26 protein-coding genes are annotated in these 21345 nt (G+C 68.1%); 3 read left to right on the top strand and 23 right to left on the bottom strand.

The annotated features are described in order from the left end of the window. Window positions 1-50: 50 nt before the first annotated feature. Both ABQE44_RS13970 and ABQE44_RS13965 read right to left on the bottom strand, forming a co-directional pair. Window positions 51-2354, bottom strand: a complete 2304-nt coding sequence (locus ABQE44_RS13970; protein ID WP_448430350.1) for an MMPL family transporter — start codon at window positions 2352-2354, stop codon at window positions 51-53. Window positions 2355-2453: 99 nt separating this feature from the next. Then, window positions 2454-2834, bottom strand: a complete 381-nt coding sequence (locus tag ABQE44_RS13965; protein WP_448392260.1) for a nitroreductase/quinone reductase family protein — start codon at window positions 2832-2834, stop codon at window positions 2454-2456. A gap of 23 nt (window positions 2835-2857) precedes the next feature. On the opposite strand from ABQE44_RS13965, the gene ABQE44_RS13960 reads away from it, so the two are divergent. Beyond that, complete coding sequence (locus tag ABQE44_RS13960; protein WP_448392261.1) at window positions 2858-3238, top strand: nitroreductase family deazaflavin-dependent oxidoreductase; 381 nt, start codon at window positions 2858-2860, stop codon at window positions 3236-3238. A 39-nt stretch (window positions 3239-3277) separates the two neighbouring features. On the opposite strand, the gene ABQE44_RS13955 is transcribed toward ABQE44_RS13960, so the two are convergent. The 15 genes from ABQE44_RS13955 to ABQE44_RS13885 form a co-directional block, all read right to left on the bottom strand. Beyond that, the gene (locus ABQE44_RS13955) at window positions 3278-4636 is read right to left on the bottom strand and encodes a cytochrome P450 (protein ID WP_448430348.1); all 1359 of its coding nucleotides are present in this window, start codon (window positions 4634-4636) and stop codon (window positions 3278-3280) included. A gap of 58 nt (window positions 4637-4694) precedes the next feature. Beyond that, entirely contained in the window at window positions 4695-5177 is a 483-nt protein-coding gene (locus ABQE44_RS13950) for a pyridoxamine 5'-phosphate oxidase family protein (RefSeq protein WP_448392263.1), read from the bottom strand. A 9-nt stretch (window positions 5178-5186) separates the two neighbouring features. After that, entirely contained in the window at window positions 5187-5459 is a 273-nt protein-coding gene (locus tag ABQE44_RS13945; RefSeq protein WP_448430346.1) for a hypothetical protein, read from the bottom strand. A 40-nt stretch (window positions 5460-5499) separates the two neighbouring features. Continuing rightward, a complete protein-coding gene (locus ABQE44_RS13940) occupies window positions 5500-6675 on the bottom strand; it encodes a macrolide family glycosyltransferase (RefSeq protein ID WP_448392265.1) in 1176 nt (391 codons plus the stop codon). A gap of 11 nt (window positions 6676-6686) precedes the next feature. After that, window positions 6687-7280 (bottom strand): TetR/AcrR family transcriptional regulator, encoded by a 594-nt coding sequence (locus tag ABQE44_RS13935; RefSeq protein ID WP_448392266.1) that lies wholly within the window; start codon window positions 7278-7280, stop codon window positions 6687-6689. Further along, entirely contained in the window at window positions 7267-8136 is an 870-nt protein-coding gene (locus tag ABQE44_RS13930) for an oxygenase MpaB family protein (protein ID WP_448430344.1), read from the bottom strand. Before ABQE44_RS13930 ends, ABQE44_RS13935 begins: the two co-directional genes overlap by 14 nt. A gap of 140 nt (window positions 8137-8276) precedes the next feature. Beyond that, window positions 8277-8513 (bottom strand): hypothetical protein, encoded by a 237-nt coding sequence (locus ABQE44_RS13925; protein ID WP_448392268.1) that lies wholly within the window; start codon window positions 8511-8513, stop codon window positions 8277-8279. Next, the gene (locus tag ABQE44_RS13920) at window positions 8510-9004 is read right to left on the bottom strand and encodes a transport-regulating membrane protein Mce1N (RefSeq protein ID WP_448392269.1); all 495 of its coding nucleotides are present in this window, start codon (window positions 9002-9004) and stop codon (window positions 8510-8512) included. The genes ABQE44_RS13925 and ABQE44_RS13920 overlap by 4 nt, the downstream gene beginning before the upstream one ends. Further along, a complete protein-coding gene (locus ABQE44_RS13915) occupies window positions 9001-9372 on the bottom strand; it encodes a hypothetical protein (protein WP_448430342.1) in 372 nt (123 codons plus the stop codon). The genes ABQE44_RS13920 and ABQE44_RS13915 overlap by 4 nt, the downstream gene beginning before the upstream one ends. A gap of 12 nt (window positions 9373-9384) precedes the next feature. Beyond that, a complete protein-coding gene (locus ABQE44_RS13910) occupies window positions 9385-9831 on the bottom strand; it encodes a hypothetical protein (RefSeq protein ID WP_448392271.1) in 447 nt (148 codons plus the stop codon). After that, on the bottom strand, window positions 9828-10760 hold the full coding sequence (hemB, locus tag ABQE44_RS13905) for a porphobilinogen synthase (protein WP_448430525.1): 933 nt from the start codon (window positions 10758-10760) through the stop codon (window positions 9828-9830). The genes ABQE44_RS13910 and hemB overlap by 4 nt, the downstream gene beginning before the upstream one ends. A gap of 62 nt (window positions 10761-10822) precedes the next feature. Continuing rightward, window positions 10823-12496, bottom strand: a complete 1674-nt coding sequence (locus ABQE44_RS13900) for a bifunctional uroporphyrinogen-III C-methyltransferase/uroporphyrinogen-III synthase (RefSeq protein WP_448430340.1) — start codon at window positions 12494-12496, stop codon at window positions 10823-10825. A gap of 16 nt (window positions 12497-12512) precedes the next feature. Beyond that, complete coding sequence (gene hemC, locus ABQE44_RS13895) at window positions 12513-13463, bottom strand: hydroxymethylbilane synthase (protein WP_448392273.1); 951 nt, start codon at window positions 13461-13463, stop codon at window positions 12513-12515. A gap of 3 nt (window positions 13464-13466) precedes the next feature. After that, the gene (locus tag ABQE44_RS13890) at window positions 13467-14810 is read right to left on the bottom strand and encodes a glutamyl-tRNA reductase (RefSeq protein WP_448392274.1); all 1344 of its coding nucleotides are present in this window, start codon (window positions 14808-14810) and stop codon (window positions 13467-13469) included. 110 nt (window positions 14811-14920) lie between these two features. Further along, entirely contained in the window at window positions 14921-15175 is a 255-nt protein-coding gene (locus tag ABQE44_RS13885; protein WP_448430338.1) for a glutaredoxin family protein, read from the bottom strand. A 39-nt stretch (window positions 15176-15214) separates the two neighbouring features. Between ABQE44_RS13885 and ABQE44_RS13880 the strand changes: the two genes are divergently transcribed. Further along, entirely contained in the window at window positions 15215-16129 is a 915-nt protein-coding gene (locus ABQE44_RS13880; RefSeq protein WP_448392276.1) for an HAD family hydrolase, read from the top strand. 14 nt (window positions 16130-16143) lie between these two features. After that, window positions 16144-16674, top strand: coding sequence for an FAS1-like dehydratase domain-containing protein (locus ABQE44_RS13875; RefSeq protein ID WP_448392277.1), 531 nt, complete (start codon window positions 16144-16146; stop codon window positions 16672-16674). 63 nt (window positions 16675-16737) lie between these two features. Here ABQE44_RS13875 and ABQE44_RS13870 read toward each other — a convergent pair whose 3' ends face one another. The 6 genes from ABQE44_RS13870 to ABQE44_RS13845 form a co-directional block, all read right to left on the bottom strand. Further along, window positions 16738-17799 (bottom strand): lysophospholipid acyltransferase family protein, encoded by a 1062-nt coding sequence (locus tag ABQE44_RS13870; protein WP_448392278.1) that lies wholly within the window; start codon window positions 17797-17799, stop codon window positions 16738-16740. Window positions 17800-17837: 38 nt separating this feature from the next. Continuing rightward, window positions 17838-18935: an SDR family oxidoreductase gene (locus ABQE44_RS13865; RefSeq protein ID WP_448430336.1), complete on the bottom strand. Its 1098-nt coding sequence runs from the start codon at window positions 18933-18935 to the stop codon at window positions 17838-17840. Between the two features lie 31 nt (window positions 18936-18966). Continuing rightward, on the bottom strand, window positions 18967-19068 hold the full coding sequence (locus ABQE44_RS13860; RefSeq protein ID WP_003402602.1) for a 30S ribosomal protein bS22: 102 nt from the start codon (window positions 19066-19068) through the stop codon (window positions 18967-18969). A 150-nt stretch (window positions 19069-19218) separates the two neighbouring features. Then, window positions 19219-19482: a helix-turn-helix domain-containing protein gene (locus ABQE44_RS13855; RefSeq protein WP_427059206.1), complete on the bottom strand. Its 264-nt coding sequence runs from the start codon at window positions 19480-19482 to the stop codon at window positions 19219-19221. A 142-nt stretch (window positions 19483-19624) separates the two neighbouring features. Beyond that, entirely contained in the window at window positions 19625-20485 is an 861-nt protein-coding gene (gene proC / locus ABQE44_RS13850) for a pyrroline-5-carboxylate reductase (RefSeq protein WP_448392280.1), read from the bottom strand. Between the two features lie 29 nt (window positions 20486-20514). Next, complete coding sequence (locus tag ABQE44_RS13845; RefSeq protein ID WP_448392281.1) at window positions 20515-21324, bottom strand: thioesterase family protein; 810 nt, start codon at window positions 21322-21324, stop codon at window positions 20515-20517. Between the last annotated feature and the right edge of the window lie 21 nt (window positions 21325-21345).

The following is a 21345-nucleotide window of genomic DNA, read 5'->3' as shown; positions in this document are numbered from 1 at the left end:
TGTCCCAGGCCAGCGCAACCCGTCAACTACAGGGTGTAGTTGTTCAGCGGTCAGGGCACCTCGACGCCGGCGGCCCGGCGATGCTCGGCGTCCAGGGCGGTCCCCTCGATATCCAGATCCGGAACCACCTTGCCGAACCAGCGGGAATGCACCCACATCCTCCTGCCCAGCACGGCCATGATCGCCGGTATCAGGGTCAACCGCACAACGAACGCGTCGAGCAGCACGCCGACGGCCAGCGTGAGGGCGACGGATTTGATGATCGGGTCGGTGGCCACCAGGAACGCCAAGAAGATGCCGACCATGATCGCTGCCGCCGCGGCGATCACGCGCGCCGAGAGACCGACCCCGAGGCGGATGGCTTCCAGCGCGTCGTCGCTCTTGACGTATTCCTCCTTGATCCGGGACACGACGAAGATCTGGTAGTCACTGGACAGGCCGAAGATGATCGCCAGCACGATGATCGGCAGAAAGCTGATTGTCGGCCCGGGGATGATCCCGAGAAGGCTTGCTCCCCATCCCCATTGGACGATGGCGACTTGAACGCCGAGCGCGGCGAACACCGAGAGCAGAAACCCGATGATCGAGGTGATGGGCACCAGGGCGGCACGAAATGCGACCGTCAACAGGATGAACGCCAGCCCGACGACGACCAAGAGGAAGATCGGCAGCGCTTCGGCGAGCTTTTCGGAGGTGTCGATGTTGGAGGCGGTGGGGCCACCGACGAGGATGGCAGCTCCGGTGGATCCTTCGATGGTCTGCCGGTCGTCGCGGATGGTGGTGACCAGATCGGCGGTCGCGGGATCGGTCGGTCCGGTCTCGGGGATGACCTGGATGACCGCCACGTCGTTCTGGCTTGCCGCGGGTGCGGCGTGCAGCACGCCCGGTTCGGCCTGCAGCGCGGCGGTGATCGAGCCGACGGCGGTGGGGTCGGGTGCGCCGCTGAGGTCGGCGATGACGAGCAGTGGGCCGTTGAAGCCGGGGCCGAGGTGTTGGGCGGTGAGGTCGTAGGCCTGGCGGGCTGTGCTGGACTCGGGCTGGGTCGCACCGCTGGGCAAGCCGAAGTGCATGCCCAGCGCAGGCAGACCGAGCACGGCGAGCGCCGCGACGCCGACGAGCAGCAGCTGTTTGCGGAAGCGCACGACAAAGCGTGCCCAGCTGGCGCCGAGGGTGCGCTGCGGGGTGTAGGTGGCGATCTGGGCGACCTGCTTGGCGTGGCCCGGCCGGAGCGGGGTGCTGACGAACTTCGCGACCTTGGTCCCGGCGAAGTTGAGCAGCGCGGGCAACAGGGTCAGCACGACCAGCATGGCGATGAACACCGCCGCGGCCGCGGCCAGCGCCATCGCGGTGAGGAACGGGATCCCCACCAGCGACAACCCGCAGAGCGCGATGATCACCGTCAGCGCAGCGAAAACCACGGAACTGCCCGCGGTTCCGATCGCCAGCGCAGCCGAATCCTCGGGATCCATCAGCAGCAGCAGGTTGTTTCGGTGCCGCGTCAACACCAGCAGCGCGTAATCGATACCGCAGGCCAGGCCGAGCATCAGGGCCAGCGACAACGCGGCCGACGGGATGTCGGTCAGGGCGGCGGCGGCGAGGATTCCGAGCGCCCCCACGCCGACCCCGATCCCGGCGGTCAAGATCGGCAGGCCGGCTGCCACCACCGCGCCGAACGTGATCAGCAGGATGATGAACGCGATGGCGATCCCGATGATCTCGGGTTCCACCGGAATGCTGATCTTGAAGCCGGGGTAGATGCTGCCGGAGTAGTCGACCTGAACGCCGGCCGCCTCGGCGGGATCCATCGCGCGTTGCAGCGCCTGCAGCGTCGCGTCCGCGACGCCGCCGATCTGGGTGGCGTACTGCACGGTGCCCAACGCGACGCGGCCGTCGGGTGAGGCGAGTCGGGTTTCGGCGGGACCGGCCGCCATCGCGACCTGGGGGATGGCGTTGACGTTGGCGATGGATTCCTGGATCGCCGCGGCCACCCGTGGGTCGGTGAGCGTCGCGTCACCTTGCGCGGCGAAGGCCACCTGGGTTTGGGCCCCGGCGAACGTCGGGAGCTTTTCTTGAAGCAGTTCGATGGCCCGCTGTGACTCGGTGCCCGGGATCGAGAAGTTGTCGACGGGTTGGCCGCCGAGCCCGAGCCCGGCCCCGCCGACGCCGAGCAGCACCACCAGCCAGGTGCCCAGCACCGCCCACGGGTGTCGGAAGCTGAACCGCCCGAGTCGGTAGAGGTAGCGCGACATGGTCTTGGACTTTGTGGTCTTGGACTTTGTGGTCTTGGACTTTGTGGTCTTGGCCTTTGGCGTTTCGGAGTCGGAACTGTCGGCCTTTCTCGTTTCCGAAGTCATTTCCGGAGCACTCCCGCCTCCAATGCGCTGTTCAGGCTTGATTGGCTAACACCGGAAGTACGAGTACCCGCAGCGCAGTCCTCAAACCCGTGGAGTGCTTCAGCCGTTCGGGGTGAGCACGAACACCGGGTGGTCGGCCTCATGCGGTAACTGCTTGAAGTAGCCGTCGACCACGCGGCCGGCCTTCTTGCGGTACGCGGCCAGGATCGGCGGGCGGTCCTGTTCGGGGATCTCGCGCGCGACGTAGCCGGTCGACCCGAGCGTGAGGTTGGGTTCGGCGCGCACATTTTTGACCCACTCGGCTTCGCCGCGGGTGGACACCAGGTATTTTGCACCGTCGACGTCGACGGAGATGATCGGGATCTGCTGGGGTCGCTTGCTGCGTCGCGTGGTGACGGTCAGGGTCTCCCAGAGGCCGACGGTCTTCGCGAACGGGTTGAAGATCTTGGTGGTGAGCCAGCCGGGCTTGAGGTACGCCATATGTCCCGAGTTTGATGGTTCGTATGCAACTACCGCAATGGCTGGCCCGGTTCAATAGGCATGTCACCAACCCGATCCAGAAGCTGTGGGCGGGCTGGGCGCCGACGTTCGGCATCCTCGAGCACGTCGGACGCAAGTCCGGTCGGACCTATCGCACGCCGTTGACCGTGTTTTCCACCGAGGACGGGGTGGCGATCCTGCTGACCTACGGGCCCGACCGCGACTGGTTGAAGAACGTCACGGCCGCCGGCCGCGCGCGGATAAAGCGCTACGGCCGAACCTTCGAGGTGCGCGATCCGCAGGTGATGCCCAAGGCGCAGGCGGCGACGGCGGTCACCGGTCTGTGGCGGCCGATTTTCGCGCGGCTGCCGTTCGAGCAGGCGGTGTTGCTCACGCGAGGGTGATCATGCGCCGTTTTGGGTGCCGAATATCCCTTTCGGCGCTTAGGTCCGTGGGCGCAGCCGGGCGCGGATCGGGCCCTTGGCCACCGTCGTGAACGGCACCTCGCAGTGGAACTCGTCTTCGGTCGACCGGATCTCGAGGGCCCGCACGATCGTGGCCAACGCCAGCGTCGTCTCCAACCGCGCGAAGTGCTCACCGATGCACGGCCGGCCGCCGCCGAGGAACGGCAAGAACTGCCAGCGGTCGCGGGCCTTGACCTTCTCGGGGCTGAACCGGTCCGGGTCGAACACCATCGGATCCGGCCACAGCGCCGGGTCGTGGTGCAGCGCATACAGGCCCACGGCCAGCAGGCTGCCCTTCTCGACCCGGTAGCCGTCCACGGCGATCTCCCGCGTTGCCAGCCGGGCGACGCCCGCGGCGGGCGGGCACAGCCGCAACGACTCGTGCAGCACCTGCACGGTGTACTCGAGTCGCGGGACGTCGGCCGGCGTCAGCTCCCGGTCGCCGAGCGCGGCGGCCTCCTCGGCCACCCGGGCCTGCACGTCGAGATGGTGACCCAGGATCCACAGCGAGTACGTCAACGCCGTCGCGGTGGTGTCGTGCCCGGCGAGCATGAAGATCAGCAGGTCGTTGGAGATGTCCTCATCGGACAGCGGTTTGCCGGTCTCCGGATCGGTGGCCGCGATCAGGGCCTGTACCAGCGGCGCGTCCAGATCCGGGTCGGCGCGGCACGCGTGCACCATGTCGTCGGTGATCTTGCGCATCTCGGCGACGGCGGCGCGGGCGCGTCGGCGCGCGGGGGTCGGCAGCCAGCGCGGCGCGCGCACCGGGCGCAGTGCACGGTCGGCGGTGTACGACGACGCCACATGCATGCACCGCGCGATGGTCTCGGCGCGTTCGTTGAGGTCGAGTCCCAGCACCGAGCGGCCCAACGACTGCATGGCCACCTTGCGGCACTCCAGGTCCAGGTCGATCTCGCCGCCGTCGGGCCAGCGGTCCACGAACTGCTGCGCCGCACCCGACATGTGGCCGCCGAAGTTGCGGACGTTGTGCTTGGTGAACACCGGTTGCAGCGCGCGTTTTCGCGGCCGCCATTGTTCGTTGGGCAGCACGAACAGGCTGTCGCCTGCCATGTTCTGCACTTCTTCGTGGATGATGCACCGATCCGACGAAGCGTCGCTGCGGCCCAACACGTCGCGCATCGAACTGGGCGACATCACCGCCACGATCGGCGGGAACAACCACTTCGGCCCGAACTGGATGCGGGTGATGCGGCCGCCGGCATCGCGAATCGTTTCCTGGCCGGTGTCGAGCCTGCGCACCAACTTGACCAGCTGCCAGAACGGCAAGGGGTTCTTCGGTACCAGCGGCAGGCTGCCGACGTCGAGCGTCGTCGTCATGGCTTTGATCATCGCCCAGCCTCGACGCGCACGGCGAGGGGGTGTGGGTTTTGGCCGGTCAGGCCGCCCAGAGCAGCGGGGCGCCCTGGCCCTTCATCATCACGGTGCCGGCCATCACCCGGATCCGGTAGGGGCCCAGCCGCAGCGCCGCGAACTGGTCGGACGTCGGCCCGTCGCGCCACATCCCGATGATGCGCGGGTCGTAGCCGACGGGCTCGGGGCCGGTGGCGAACTTGTCCCACACCGCGGCGCGGGTGTCGTCGTCGAGATACCACTCGACGAGGCATTCGGCGCTGCACGTGTCGTGGCTGGGCGACCAGTAGCTGACCGACACCTCGGGATGGGCGGCCAAGTGCGCCTTCTTCACCGGGCTGGGCACGGTCGCGATCCAGCCAAACAGGTCGGTGCCGTCCCACTCCCAGATCGGGTGCAGGATGCGGGTGCGCGGTCGGCCGTCAGCGTCGACGGTGGCCACCGACGCCCAGACGATCGAATGGGCCATCTCGATGAAGGCCGGCGCGATTTGCTCGAGGGAGGTCACGCCGGCACTCTACGTGGACGGCGCGTCGTCCTTGCTGTACTTCGGGTTACCGTCGTCGTCGACCCAGTCGTTGACCGCAGTGCCGGCCACCGCGCCACCGGTGCCAGGCATCGTGATCGTCGGGCGTTCGTCGTGGTAATCCTTGGCCATTTCCTTGGCCGTCTCGCGGTGTTCCTCGGTCACCTCGGGCTTCTCGGTGGGCGGTGGGTCCTCGGGTTTGTCGAGAACTTGATGGTGGTCATCGGTGCGGGGTTCGGAGCTTTGCCGTTCGTCGTTGCTCATGGCTTAACGTCTGCCCCGACGGCGTGGATACAAAACCGGTTCAGCTGCTCTCGGCTAGCACGCGCTCGATCACGTCGGCCGCCGTCGGTGCGCCGCCTGCGGAGCCGATTTCGTCCTGCATGCGGCGCAGGTTCTGCGCCAGCCGCGCGTCGCCGGTGACGTCCGCGACCGCCGTGCGCAGCCGCTCGGCGGTGGCGTCGTCCGGCGGGATCCGGACACCAAGGCACAGCTGGGCGATGCGGTCGGCGTTGGCCTGTTGTTCGGTCATCTGCGGCACCGCGACGATCGGCACCCCGAAGCTCAGCGCCTCCATCGTGCTACCCATGCCGGCGTGGCTGACGAACGCCGCCGCATGGCGCAGCACCTGCAGTTGCGGCACGCTGCGGTGCACCTCGAGGTGCGTCGGCGTCGTGCCCAGCTCCGCCGGGTCGACCTTGTCCCCAACCGCCAGCACGACGTGCCACGGCGCATCGGCGAACGCGGCGACACAGGCCCGGAAGAAGTCGGCCCGGTCGTGGTAGGCGGTGCCCAGCGAAACCAGCACGACGTCGTGGTCCAACGGCGGATCCCAGCGGCCGTCGGAGGGGCGCTCGGTCAGGCACGGTCCGACGAAAACGTAAGGCGCCCCGAACGTCTCGCCCGCGTACTGGAAGGCCCTCGGCACAAACACCAACTGGGCGTCCGCGCCGGCGGCCTGCAACAGGTTGCCCGCGGTCAGGCCATGACGCCGCGCGATGCGGTGCGCCCGCCACAGCACCGCGAGCAGCCGCGGATGGACCGGGTTGATCTTGACGTAGCGGTTCAGCGACCAATGCCGGTTGCCGACGAAGTTAGGCCAGCCCGCCACCACCGGTGCACCCCAGTCCGCGGCGGCCAACCGTCCCCACCACGCCACGGTGGCGTCGTGCAGGACAAGGTCCGGCTGGTCACCGCTGAATCCCGAAAGTACCTGGGGCAACACGTACTCCACTTCGTCGAGCGCGGCGTGGGTGGCGCGGTGGAAGTCCTGGGCGGTGAACTGCGGAGGGGGCTGCGATCCGGCCATCGTGGTGCGGTACGGCACGAGCTGCGCGCCGACGTCGGTCGCCCGGGCGCGGTGCGTTGACGTCGCCGCGTAGGTGACCCGGTGTCCGCGGGCGATCAGCTCTGCTGCGACGCCCAGTGTGGGGTTGACGTGGCCGGTGCCCACCGACACGCAGATCGCGATATGGCCCATGCCATCTCAGGCTAGGCGGGCACGGTGCGCAGCGCGGCGGGCAGGCTGGGCAGGAAGTGGCGGGTGGCGAATGCGCGGATGTCGTCGGCGGTGTCCAGCGGTGTGACGCTGGGCAGCAGCAGCACCATCGCGGCGTAGCGCAGGATGGTGTCAGCCAGCTCGTTGACGGCATCCGCGCCGATCCGTTCGGCGAAGCCCGGCGGGAAGATGATCCGCAGCGCTTCGGCCATCCGCTCGATGGCCGCCGGCCAGTGCTGGCTGGCCAACTGCAACACCAAGGCCGGTTCGTCGGTGACCATCCGGTGCAGCACCCGGTGGCTGCGGAACTTCAGGATAGCGAGCGTGAACGCTTCGACGTAGTAATTGGACTGCGGCGCAGTCTGTTTGAGTTCGTGCGCGATGTCGGCGAACAGCGTCGCGTTGCCGCGTTCGATGACGGCGGCGATCAGCTCGTCCTTGTTGGTGAAGCGTCGGTAGATTGTGGTGCGGCTGACGCGGGCGCGGCGGGCGACGTCGTCGAGGGCCACCCGCCGAAACCCGTGCCGTTCGAACTCGACGACCGCGGCGTCGAGTATCGCCCGTGTGGTGGCATCAGCCTCTGGCATAGCCCTTGCACGCATATCCGTTGTAGCGCAGCCGCATCGGCAACCGGTCCCACAGCCAGTTCACCGGGCGAGTGCGCCAGAACGCGGCGAAGCGCTGGTATCGGCGCTCTTGGCGGTCGCTCCACGGCAGGCCCAGCATCGCCCTGGTGCGCGGCGGCATGCCGCCGGTGGTCAAAAAGGCCGCCATCGGGTTGAAGACCGGTGCGACGAGGCGCCACACGAGCGGGTGTACGCCCTTGGGGCGCGGAAAGCCTTTGGTGACATAGCCGACGCCGTATTTCGCAGTGGGGTGCGCGACGACGATCTCGTCGATCATCCGGTTCCAGTAGCGTTCGAACGCGTCGTAGTCGGCGGGCATCGGCCGGTCGCTGACGCCGTAGCGGCGGTACCACGTCTTGGACTCGAGATAGATCTGTTCCTTTTCTTCGCGGGTGAGCCGCTTGACGAAGGTGTCGGCGAAGTAGAGCACCTGCTCGACGAACGTCGCGTGCGCCCAGAAGTAGGTATCCGGATCCAGCGCGTGGTAGCGCGCGGCCACCCCATACTCGCTAGGCATCTCCCCCTTGATGTCGGTGTGGAAGTCGCGGACCTGGGTGCCGGGGTGGTCGTCGTCGGAGCCGTACACGGTGTTGAAGATCGGCGGCAGCGACCGCTTGACCCGGGCGGCGGTGTCGTCGAAGAACACCGAATGGTCGAGCACACCCTGGCCGAGTTCGGCGAGCATATTCTGCAGCACCGCGGGTCGCGGGCCGATCAGGAACATCCGGTTATCGCCGAAATAGCGCCAGACCAGCGACTGCGGGCCCAGCGGCAGCGCGTCCTCGAGGTGCTCGGACTTCTCCATCAGCTCGGTCATGTGACACAGTGTTACAAATTCCGCACTTTGTACCAAGCGGTTGTGAGGGGCCTCTCACTTCTGCGCCTTTTCGCCGAAACGGACAAACGGGCGACAAAGTGCGAGTGGATCGGTCATATCGTCGCTCTCGGCGCAACGTGCTACCGCCGGCGCAGTCGGGCAATACCCAGCACGGCCAGCACGCCGGCCACCGTCGCCAGCAGCAGCGACAACCCCAGCAGTGGCGCGCTGTAGACCACCGACGACGTCGCGGGCTCGCCCTCCAGCACCGGGGCCACCATGACCGTCGAGCTGGCCGACACCCAGCTCAGCACGCACCCGACGGCCGCGGCGACGGCCAGCGTCAGTTCGACCGCGACCCGCACCGGCGCCCTCACGGCGTGCGGTCCGGCGGGATGCGTTCCTCGATCAGCTGGGTCAGCGTCGTGCGCAGCTGGTGGTGTTTACGCGCCCACGCCTGGGCAGCACGGTCGTTGGTCAACTTCAGGCCGATCCCGGTGCGGCCGCGCGGTACGCCGGTCAACTCTCCGAGCGCCCGTGCCGACTGCCATTTCGGCGCTTCGGATCCGGTGGCCTCCGGATAGACCCGCACGATGTCGTCGACGCTGAGCAGTTCGGTGCCCTGCCGCAACGTCTCCGGGGTCAACTCGACCGAGGTGTGGATGCGCGCCGCCTTGACCTGGATGGCCAAAAACCCCGAGACCAGCACCAGGAAGATGCCGGGCACCAGCCACTGGACGCCGTAGCCGGCCGACGCCTGGATCAAGCCCATCGCGATCGCGGCGACGGGTCCGGCCAGCACCCACCACCAGCTCGCACCCTGCTCGTAGAACAACACCTGCGGCGGCGTTGCGTTGCCCTCGGTCACTGCGCTTCCTCCTGCACGGGTTCACCTCGCCGCGTCATCAACACGGCGCCGGCGATCAGCGGAAGGATCGCCAACAACGTAAGTAGGTGCACGACGCCCAGCGCCGCGGACAAGCCGATCCACGCCGAGCTCACCACCGCCAGCGCCGCCGCGGCGCGGCGGAACCGAATGTCGCCCTTCCGGCTTCGGCCGGCCAGAAACGCCATCGCGGCGCCGACGACGACGGTGAGTACGCCTGCTACGCGAAATACCGTCGGCAGGTTCACCGATGCGGTCAGCATGCCACCTAGCATCAGCAAGACCGCGGCGGCCGCCCAGCACCAGAACGCAGCGGTGACGAAGCCCGGTCGCGGCTGATCAGCGGTCATTGTCGGGCCAGCCTAACGGGTCATGTACGCGTGGGCGTCCTTGCGGTGCAACAGCACCGCTCCGCCGAGAATGAGCACCGACCCCACGATGGCGCACACCGCGTAGGTCAGCGCCGCGGCGGTGTCGCGTTCGGTGGTGAACAGGCTGCCCGCCATGTAGACCACCGAGGCCACCCCTCCGCCGGTCAACAGCGTGCGCGCCCACCGGTAGCCGTGGCGCATGAGGATCTGAAACGTCAGCACCACCGCCGACAGGATCACGACGAACATCACCGAAACGACCCCGACCAGAACGGGCACCCGCGCATCGGCCGACCCGAACACGTCGACGAGATACCCGATCACCGTCAGCGGCAACGCGATCACCCACAGCCAGAACCCGGTATCGACGTCGGGCGGTCGACCGTCGGATGACTGCGGCTCGGGCTGCGACGGCCGGCCTTCGAAGCCCGACGTCACGCCAGCCAACCGGCGGCCTCGGCCGCCCAGTACGTCAGCACGATGTCCGCGCCCGCGCGCCGGATACCGGTCAGCGTCTCGATGGCAACCGTCTGCAGGTCGATCCAGCCATTGGCGGCCGCGGCGCTGATCATCGCGTACTCACCCGAAACCTGATAGGCCGCAACGGGTACCGGTGACATGTCGGCGGCCGCTCGCACGATGTCCAGATAGCCCATCGCCGGCTTGATCATCACGATGTCGGCACCCTCGTCGATGTCCAATTCGACTTCGTGGCACGCCTCGCGGGCGTTGCCCGGCTCCTGCTGATACGTGCGACGGTCACCGCTCAGGCTCGACGCCACCGCCTCGCGGAACGGACCGTAGAAGCCGGAGGCGAATTTGGCGGCGTAGGCCAGGATCACGGTATCGGTATGCCCGGCCGCATCCAGCCCGTCGCGGATCGCCGCCACCTGGCCGTCCATCATGCCGCTGGGCCCGACCACGTGTGCGCCCGCATCCGCTTGCGCCACAGCCAGTTCCACGTAGCGCGCGTTGGTCGCGTCATTATCGACCCGGCCCGCTGCGTCCAGCACCCCGCAGTGGCCGTGGTCGGTGAACTCGTCGAGGCAGGTGTCGGCCATCAGCACGGTCTCGTCGCCGAGATCCTTGGTCAGATCACGCAATGCGGCGTTGAGGATCCCGTCGTGCGCCAGTCCGATCGATCCGCTGGCGTCCTTGTCGTCCTCGCGCGGCACCCCGAACAGCATCAGCCCGCCCACCCCGGCCGCGGCCGCCGCGGCGGCCGCACGTCGCAGGGAGTCGCGCGTGTGCTGGTAGACCCCCGGCATCGAGGAGATGGGCCGGGGCTCGTCGATGCCGTCGGCGACGAACATCGGCAACACCAGATGCCTCGGCTCCAGCGACGTCTGGGCCACCAGACGGCGCATGGCCGGGCTGGACCGCAGCCGACGGGGACGGTGACGCGGGAACACTCCGGCTCCTCCCGTCGCTACCGCCGACGGCTCTTCTTGCGCGGCGGCGGCAGCGCACCCTCGGCGCGCAGCCGTGCGGCGTGCTCGGCCAGCGCGTCGACCAGCGGGCCCACCGCGGCGACCTCGGGCTGCACGTCCACGCGCAGACCGAATTCCGCTGCGGTTTCGGCTGTTTTGGGCCCGATGCAGGCGACGATGGTGCGGGCATGCGGTTTACCCGCGATGCCGACCAGGTTGCGCACCGTCGAGCTCGAGGTGAAGCACACCGCGTCGAACCCGCCGGTCTTGATCATCTCGCGGGTGTGCGCCGGCGGCGGTGCGGCGCGCACCGTGCGGTACGCGGTGACGTCCTCGATCTCCCAGCCGCGCTCACGCAGCCCCTCGGCCAGCGTCTCGGTGGCGATGTCGGCGCGCGGCAACAACACTCGGTTCACCGGGTCGAAAACGTCGTCGTACGGCGGGAAGTCGTCGAGCAGACCCAACGAGGACTGCTCACCGGACGGCACCAGCTCGGGTTCGATGCCGAAGGCACGCACCCGGTCCGCGGTGGCCTGACCGACGCAGGCGATCTTCACACCGGAGAACGCCCGCGCGTCAAGGCCGAACTCGTTGAACTTCTCCCACACCGCGCGCACCGCGTTGGTCGAAGTGAACACCACCCACTGGAACCGGCCGTCGACCAGCCCCTTGACCGCGCGTTCCATCTGCGCCGGGCTGCGCGGCGGTTCGACCGCAATGGTCGGCACCTCGACCGGCGTTGCGCCGTGGCCGACCAGCTTTTCGCTCATCTCGCCGGCCTGGTCCTTGGTGCGGGGCACCAGCACCGTCCAGCCGTACAGGGCGCGGCTCTCCCACCAGTTCAGTTTGGAGCGGTGGTTCACGGTCTTACCAATCGTCACCACCAGCGGAACGCCCTGGGCCCACTCGCCGTTCGGCGGGGCCGGCTCCATGCCGGAGGGCTTGTCCAGCGCCGTCTTGTCGAGCAGGCCGACCAATGTGGTTTCCGCCGAACGCTGTTGGCACGTGGTGCCGTTGGCGGTCACCACGGCCGGGGTGGCTTCGGCCAGCCCGTACTCGATCAGCGTGCGCGCCGCGTCGGGCAGATGCGACGCGGTGGCGTGCAGGATCAGCGGGCCGGGCGCGGCCGCCAAGGCCGCCCAGTCGACGTTGGGGTCGCGGACGTCGGCGACGGTGTGCGCCGAACCCAGCGGAAGACCCGCATACGTCGGCACCGCGGTGGTGTCGGGCAGCCCCGGCACGACCTCGAAGCTCAACTGCGTCTTGGCCAACGCCGACACCTCCGTGATCACCGCATCGGTCGACAGCGGGTCACCTGCCACCAGCCGCACCACGTCGACACCTGTGCGGGCCTCGGTGGCCAGCGCCTTGGCGACCTCGGCCGGTTCGCCGACCGCCGACCGGACGTCCGGGCCACCGGGAATCGCCGAGGTTTCCCCATCGCCATCCGCAGCCGCCTCAGCAGGCTCGGGACCCGCCGGCGGCGGCAACTCCGCCCCCACCAGGGCACGAACGGCCTCCGGCACGTCGGGGTCAGCGAACACCAGGGCGGCGTTGACCAACACCGCGCGGGCCCGCAACGTCAGCAGGCCGGGATCTCCCGGGCCTGAGCCGACGAATGTGATGTGGCCCGGCGTCGGCTTGCGACCTCGCCCGCTACTCTGGCCTGTCATCTCTCGTCACTCCGCTCTACAGCTCAGTGCGATCCGCCATGATTTCGCGCGCCCCGAGCTCGAACAGCTCCCTGGCCACCGAGAGCCCCACCTCTCGTGCCCGATCGGGAGTTCCGATCCCGGACGCGCGGATCACGTCGGATCCGTCCAGCGCCGCCACGCAGCCGCGCAGCGACAGCTCTTCGAAGACCCGGCCGTCCTCATCGATGGACTCGACCACCTCGGCGATCGCGCCCACCGGTGCGGAACAACCCGCCTCCAGTTCGGCGAGCAGGGCTCGTTCAGCGGTGATTGCTGCGCGGGTGTCGGCGTCGTTCAACTCCGCCAGCTGCGCGGCAAGCTCGGTGTCGTCTGCGCGGCACTCCACCGCGAGCGCACCCTGAGCCGGCGCTGGCAACATCTGCACCGGCTCGAGAGCCTCGGTGACATCGGCCAGTCGCCCGATGCGGGCCAGTCCCGCCCGTGCGACCACGATGCCGTCGAGATCACCGTTGCTAACCCTGTTCAACCTGGTATCTAGGTTGCCTCTTAGGGGGCGGATTTCCAAACCGAGACCCAATGCCCTAAGCTGCGCGATCCGCCGCGGGCTCGATGTGCCGATGGTCGAGCCGGCCGGCAACTCCCCCAGCACCAACCCGTCGCGGGCGCACAACGCGTCGCGAGGGTCCTCGCGCGGGGGTGTTGCAGCGATCGTGAACCGCGGGTCGACGGCCGTGGGCAAATCTTTACAGGAGTGCACGGCCAGATCGACCCGGCCGTCGTGGATGGCCTCGCGCAGCGCCGCGGTGAACACCCCCACCCCGATGTCGGCGATCGGGCCCATGTTGCGGTCACCTTCGGTGGAGATGATGACCAGCTCGGCATCGTGCCCGCGCGCGGTCAGGGCGTCCAGCACGGTACCCGCCTGGGTGGTGGCCAACAGGCTGCCGCGGGTGCCGATCCGAAGTTTGGGGCGACGATTCGTCAAGCGTTACTCGGTTTTGTCGAAGTCGGTTGCCCGCAAGGGCAATTCACCAGCGGCGACAGCGTCGACGGCCTGCTGGTCGAGCTCGAAGAGCTCGCGCAGCGCCTCGGCGTAGCTGTCGCCGCCCGGTGCACTGGCTAGTTGTTTGACCCGCACGGTCGGCGCGTGCAACAGCTTGTCGACCACCCGCCGCACGGTCTTGGCGACCTCGGCGCGGTGCGCGGCGTTCAGTTCGGGCAGCCGGTTGTCCAGGCGCAGCAACTCGGCTTCGACGACGTCGGCGGCCCGCTGCCGCAGCGCGGTGACGGTCGGGGTGACCTCCGACATGCGCTGCCCGGCCAGGTAGTTGGCAACCTCGGCGGCGACGATCGTGCGGGCGGCTTCGGCGTCGGAGGCCGCGGCGCGCGCCGAGGGCTCGCGCTGGATGCGCTCCATGTCGACGACGTAGACGTCAGGCAGACCCGAGATCGACGGGTCGACGTCGCGCGGCATACCGAGGTCGCAGATCACCAGCTGGTCGGGCTGCCTGCGGCCGGCCAGCCCGCGGTGCGCGTCGGCCAGCGAGACCACCGGCCGCACCGCGCCGGTGCAAGAGATCACGACGTGGGCGTTGCCGAGCACGCCCGCCATGTGGTCGAGCGGATAGGCCTCGGCGACGACGCCCTGGTCGCGGACATGCTGGGCGAGTAGACGGGCCCGCTCCAGCGACCGGTTCACCACGTGCACGCTCTCTATGCCGGCGCGGATCAGGTGTTTAGCCGTGAGCGAACCCATCGAGCCGGCGCCGACCACGACCGCGGTGCGTCCGGCCAGCGAGCCGAGCTTGCTTTCGGCGATGCCCAGCGCCACCGACACCACCGACGTGCCCGCGGCGTCGATGCCCGTCTCCGAGTGCACCCGCTTACCGACCGAAAGCGCGCGTTGGGACAGCTCGTGGAGGGTGCGGCCGACGCTGTGGTTGGCCTCCGCGGCGGCGTACGCGCGGCGGACCTGCCCGAGTACCTGCTGTTCGCCGATCACCGCCGAATCCAGGCCGCTGGCCACCGCGAACAGATGCTCGACGGCGGCTTCGGCGTAGCGCACGTAGGCGTATTTGGTCAGGTCACCCAGCGACATGCCGGAATGGTCGGAGAGCACCTGTCCGATGGCCGAGAGGCCGCCGTGGAACGCGTCAACGACGGCGTAGACCTCGACCCGGTTGCAGGTGGACAGCACCATGGCTTCGGTCACCAACTCGGACTGCAGCACCTGGTCGACGATCTTTGCCTGGTCGCCCTCGTCGGTGCTCAGTTGCTCGAGGACCGACACCGGCGCACTGCGGTGCGAAACACCGAAAAGCAATACGCTCACGGCCGCATCACCATGTCATCCAAGGTAGTCGGTGAACACTTAGGTAACCAAATTTCGCGATTTCTGCACTGAAATCGATATTCCGGCAGGTCCCGCCGGGATTGCGTGGCTCACATCGCCAGGTCGGCGCGCAGCCGGGTTTCGTCGACCTCCCAGTAGCTGTGCTCGCTGCCGTCGAGCAGCACCACGGGCAGCCGGTCGCCGAACTCCGCGCGCAACGCGGCATCCCCGGCCGCCGCGACGGCGTCGACGTCGGTGACCGTCAGCGTGAAGCCCAGCTCGTCGGCCAGGCTGCGCAGCTGGGTGGCCACCCCCTCGCAGATCACACAGCCGTCCCGCGTCAGCAGCTCCACCCGCCGGTCCATATCGCAAGTATCGCCGCCAGGTGACTTAGGGTTGAAACCGTGTCCGAATCCGGTCGCATTGATACGGAACAGCTGGCGGGGCCGTCGACGCCCGAAGCGCAGCAGGCTGCCGGTGAAGCCAGCGCCAAAGCGGCCGTAACGGAGCTGGCCGGCGAGGAGTACGGCGCTCCGCCGCCACCGCCGCCCGACCTGACCGCTGCGGCGTTCTTCGACGTGGACAACACGTTGGTGCACGGGTCGTCGATGGTGCACTTCGCTCGCGGACTGGCCGCACGCAAGTACTTCACCTACGGCGATATCGCGAAGTTCATCTACGCGCAGGCCAAGTTTCAGCTCATCGGCCGGGAGAACAGCGATGACGTCGCGGCGGGTAAGCGCAAAGCGCTGGCGTTCATCGAGGGCCGGCCCACCGCGGAACTGGAGGCGCTCGGCGAGGAGATCTACGACGAGATCATCGCCGACAAGATCTGGCCCGGCACCCGCGCGCTGGCGCAGATGCACCTCGACGCCGGCCAGCAGGTGTGGCTGGTCACCGCGACGCCGTATGAGCTCGCCGCGACGATCGCGCGACGGCTGGGGCTGACCGGTGCGCTGGGCACCGTCGCTGAATCGGTCGACGGGGTATTCACCGGTCGGCTGGTCGGCGACATTCTGCACGGCACCGGCAAGGCGCACGCGGTGCGGTCGCTGGCCATCCGTGAGGGGCTCAACCTGAGGCGCTGTACGGCCTACTCGGACAGCTTCAACGACGTGCCGATGCTGTCGCTGGTCGGCACGGCCGTGGCCATCAACCCCGACGCCGACCTTCGTGAGCTCGCCCGCGAACGGGGTTGGGAGATCCGCGATTTCCGCACCGCCCGCAAGGCCGCGCGCATCGGTGTGCCGTCGGCGCTTGCGCTCGGCGCGGCCGGCGGTGCGCTGGCCGCCATCGCGTCCCGGCGCCAAGAGCGCTGATAGGCTCGCGCGTCATGGCCATCGCCGAAAACATCATCGGGACTCACTACCGCTACCCCGATCACTTCGAGGTGGACCGGGAGAAGATCCGTGAGTTCGCCAGGGCGGTCAAAGACGAACATCCGGCGCACTATTCGGAGGACGCCGCCAAGGAGTGCGGCTACGACGCGTTGATCGCCTCCCTGACCTTCCTGGCGGTCGCTGGCCGGCGGGTGCAGCTGGAGATCTTCAACCAGTTCGACATCCCGATCAACATGGAGCGGATGCTGCACCGCGACCAGAAGCTGACCTTTCACCGGCCCATCGTCGCCGGCGACAAGCTGTACTTCGACTCCTACCTCGATTCGGTGACCGAGTCGCACGGCGCGGTGGTGACCGAGGTCCGCGGCGAGGTGACCGACGCCGAGGGCAAGCCGGTGATCACCAGCGTCATCACCGTGATGGGTGAGGCCGCGTCGGACACCGAGGCCGACGAGGTCAGTGCGAAGATCGCCGCGGCCCGCGACGAGGCCATCAAGAATATGATCGCCAACCAAAAAAGCTAACCCGCGAGCGGCCAGTTATGGCACGCGAAGCCGCGCAAAGTGGGCGTTAACTGGCCACTCGGCCTAACCGAAGAACGTGTTGCGGCGGTTGGCCAGCAGCTGATACAGCGTCTGCTGGATGGTTTCGCGCACGTGGTCGGTCAGCTCGAAGGTGACCATCGGATCGTCGGCGGCCGACTCGTCGTAGTCGGCGGTCTCGATCGGCTCGCCGAACTGGATGTGCCACTTCGACGGCAGCGGCACCATCCCGGCCGGCCCGGCCAGCGGGAAGAACGGGGTGATCGGGAAGTACGGCAGCCCGAGCAGGCGGGCCAGCAGCTTGACGTCGGCGATCATCGGATAGATCTCCTCGGAGCCGACGATCGAGCACGGCACGATGGGCGCCTTGGCACGAAGTGCCGACGAGACGAACCCGCCGCGGCCGAACCGCTGCAGCTTGTAGCGGTCCTTGAAGTGCTTGCCCAGGCCTTTGTAGCCCTCCGGGAACACGGCGGTGAGCTCGCCGGCGGCCAGCAACCGGTGGGCGTCGGCGGTGCAGGCCATGGTGTGGCCGGCCTTGCGCGCGGCGTGGCCGAGCACCGGCAGGTCGAACACCATGTCGGCGGCCAGTAGGCGCAGATCGCGGTTGGTCGGGTGGTGATCGTGCACTGCCACCGACGCCATCAGCCCGTCGAACGGCAGCACGCCCGCGTGGTTGGCGACCACCAGCGCCGGCCCGGAGATCGGCAGGTTTTCGATCCCGCTGACCTCGACCCGGAACCAGGACTTGAAGAACACCCGCATCAGCGGCAGAAACAGCGCGTCGTTGAGATGGGAGTCGAAGCCGAACTCGTCGACGTTGTAGTCACCGGTCATCCGCTTGCGGAGGAATTCAGCGACGTCGGCGATGCGCTTGGCGAGTTCGTTGGGGACCTGCTCGCTGCCGGACGCCTCCCCGCGATGCTCGTCGATCTCGTGGATGACGGCCGCGATCTGCTCGGCCGACGCGTTGCCGGGCGGATCGGAGAGCACCGAGGGATGTCGACGGCGAGCGCTTTCAGCCCGCGCAGCAGATCGCCGCTGCGCCGCTGCACGACTCGGATTCTTATGCAGCGGAATGACTTTCGCCTTCGGCTCGCCCGCCACGCTGGTACCCTCTTCCCACCGGATGTAAAGTTTTGCGACTACCTTCCCCACCGTTGCGCCGCTGCCACGGCTTTACTCTCCATTGAGCGTACCCAGCCGGGGTCGACGATCGGGGTCAAGCCTCGACCCCGGACGTAATCGTCAAAGGCCTCGGCGGTCGTCCATTTTGGGCTGAAGCCGAGGTCATTTCGCATCCGCGAGGTGTCCATGACCCTGCCGTAGCTCAAATAGTTCAATTGCTCGCGATCTAGCTCAGTGTAGCGAGTTGCGCGCCACACCGAATCCACAGCGGCCAGCGCCGGCCGGGGCAACGGCAGCGGTATCCGGCCGGCTCGCCGGATCGCCTGGCTCATCATGACGATCCCGGGGGCGCCGATGTTGAACGTGCCCGGCTTACCGGCCATCGTGGCCCGCTCCAGCGCGCCGAGCGCGTCCTGCTCGTGCAGCAGCTGCAGCCGTGCGTCGTGCCCGGCCACCGTCGGCACCACGGGCCCGGCGAGGTAGCGCGACAACGCGGTGTCCATCGCGGGGCCGATCATGTTGGCCAGTCGCAGGATCGTGACCGTGATGTCGGTTCTGCGCCGGCCCAGACCCCGCGCGTAGCCCTCGATGTCGATGCTGTCTCGGGCGAACCCGTCGCGCGGTGGTCGGCGGGCACTGGTGTCCTCGGTGAACATCACCGGGTCGTGCGCGCTGGCGCCGTAGACCTCCGATGTCGACTTGAGGATCACGCGGCGCAGCGACGGTGCCTTCTGGCAGGCGGCGAACAGCTGAATCGCGCCCATCACGTTGAGTTCCTTGAGCGTGGCCCGTCCCGAGCGCGGGGCGTAGGACGCCGCGGCGGCGTGCACCACGGTGTCGACGTCGCCGTTGCGAATCACCTTGGCGATGAAGGGGTTACGGATGTCGGCGCGCACGAACTCCGCGCGGCCCATCCGGCGCAGCAGGTCCTTGCTCGGCGCGACCGCGTCGACGGCGATGACGTGGTTGATCAGCGGGTTCTGCGCCAGCCGGGCGGTGAGGTACCCGCCGAGGAACCGGCATGCCCCAGTAACCAGTACGACCTTCGGATAGTGCACACTGTCGCGTGCATCAGACCCGTCGACGTGCCCAGCGGAGCGACCCTCGAAATCCATATCGGGTCAGCCTAGCGAGGCCGCGCGAAAGTTACTTGCCGAGCTTTCTGCGCTGCACCCGGGTGCGACGAAGCAGCTTACGGTGCTTCTTCTTCGACATCCGCTTGCGCCGCTTCTTGATGACTGAACCCATGAACTCCGCTACCTCGAGGTGTTTTACCTTGACCCCGTTACCTTACCGGGGTTACCTCGGAGAACGGAAAACGGCTCCGTCAGCAGACCGGCTCACGCCCGGTCGGGCAGCGCCCGTCGCCGCGTGCGCGGCGCGGGCCCGTCCTGCAAGCTATCCGGCGTCGAAGTACGAACTCTCCAGCATGTCGTGGACAGCCTTGGCGTGCACCCGGAACGAGCGGCCGACCCGCACGGCAGGCAGCTCTCCGTTGTGCACCAGCCGGTACACCGTCATCTTGCTGACCCTCATCAGGCTGGCCACTTCGGCGACGGTGAGAAATTGAGCTCGTGGCGGTTGGCTGTCGGCGGAGCCGGTTTCGCGTGCCGACTTGCCACTAGCCGAATCCCGCGCCGATGGCCCGTTCATAGACGTCATCGCAACCCAATCCAGTCGTGCACAGGCCGTTCCAGCGGCTTCCCCACCGCTGGCACACCGACCTGTGCTTACAACCAGGAGAATAGCGTGGCTTGTGGGGTTACTGCGACGGGTGTGGGTTAATCGACCAGAATTAATTGAATTACTGAGATGTAATTCCTAGCTGCTCAGAGCGGGTTTTTGCGGCTTCGACGGCGTTGGCCACGGCAGCCCGCAAACCTCCCTTTTCGAGTTCCCGCAGACCAGCAGCGGTGGTACCACCGGGCGAGGTAACGGTCGCGCGCAGCTGTGCGGCCGAGGTGTCGGTCTCCGGACCGCCTACCGCCTGGGTCTGGTCGAGCCGATCCAGCAACATCGCCGCCGACCCGGCCATGGTCTGCACGACCAGCTCGGTGGCCACCGCACGCGACAACCCCGCGTCGACGCCCGCGTCCACCATCGCCTCGACCATCAGGAAGAAATACGCCGGGCCCGAGCCCGACAACGCGGTGACGGCGTCCAGTTGCGACTCGGGCACGGTCAGCACACCGCCGACCGCGTCGAAGATCGACGACACCTCCTTGAGGTGGGCTGCGGTTGCGAACCGGCCGGGCGCCAGCGCGCTCACCCCGCCGCCGACGACCACCGGCGCGTTGGGCATCACCCGGATCACCGGTGCACCGGCGGGCAGCTTGTTTTCGAAGAACGCCGTGGTCACCCCGGCCGCCACCGTGACGAAAACCTGTTCGGCCGTGTCGCTGTCGGCCTGCGCCGCGGCCTCCCCGATCTCGGCGACCAGACCTTCGACGTCGAACGGCTTCACCGCGACGATCACGTACTCGGCGGTGTCCACGGCGTCGGCGACCGACGTCACCAACACGGAGTGTTTGTCGGCCAGGTACTTCGCGCGGTCGGGGTCCTTTTCGGCCACCACCAGATCCTTGACCTGCCGTCCGGCGCGCAGCAGCCCGGACAGCAACGCCTCACCCATGCCTCCGCCGCCGACGATCGCGATTCTCGCCATGCCGCAAAGCATGGCAGATGCGGGTCGCGCTATTCGGCGGGCACCAGCGCGAGTTGGCGGGTCTGCACCACGATGTGGCCCTCGCTGTCGACGACGATGTGGTCTTCGTCGAACCAGTCCTGACCGATCTGCACCGTCGTGCACATCACCCGCAACCAGCCGTCGGCAGGAAGGGTGCGCAGGTAGGCCGTCAACTGCACCGTCGGCGCCCACCCGAACCGGTTGACGCCGAACGTGACCGGAGCCGACACGTCACCGCACAGCAGCGCGAACAGCACGTCGGGCGCGGTGCCCTTGGGCCGCACCCAGTACTCGATGATCGGCGGTCCGCCGTCGGTGCGGGGCTCAAAGCTGGTCAGCGACGGCCGGATGTCGCAGCCGCGGGCCAGGTGCACGATGTCGGCCATCGGATGGCCGGGGCCGATCGGCTCCAGGCCTGGCGGCGGCTCGGGCTGCATCAACGGGATCACCGGGTTGACCGATAACAGGGGCGGGACGTGGTGTTCGGGGACACCCAGCGTCACCGCCGCATGCACGGCGGTTCGGTCGCCCTGGTTGAGTTCGACGTCGATCAGGCTGACCCGGCGGCCGCGTTTGCGGACGGTGGTGACCAACCGCAGCGGCCCGGGGTCCGGCGCCCACAGGAAGTTGCCCGAGACTGCGATCGGCTCGGCGCCCGGCCCGAACTCGGTGCGCGCGGCGTTGGCGCACAACGCCAGCATCGCGCCGCCGTGCACCTTGGGTCCGATCGTCCAGTGCTCGTTGAGCTCACCGTCGTAGACACCGTCACCGGCCGCGGTGAGCGCCATCGCATCGGTGAACAGGGTGGAGCCAGCCATGTGCGGTTTTCCTCCGTCAGC

This window comes from Mycolicibacterium sp. XJ2546, assembly GCF_053483195.1.
This window is presented reverse-complemented; position numbering and strand designations above follow the sequence as displayed.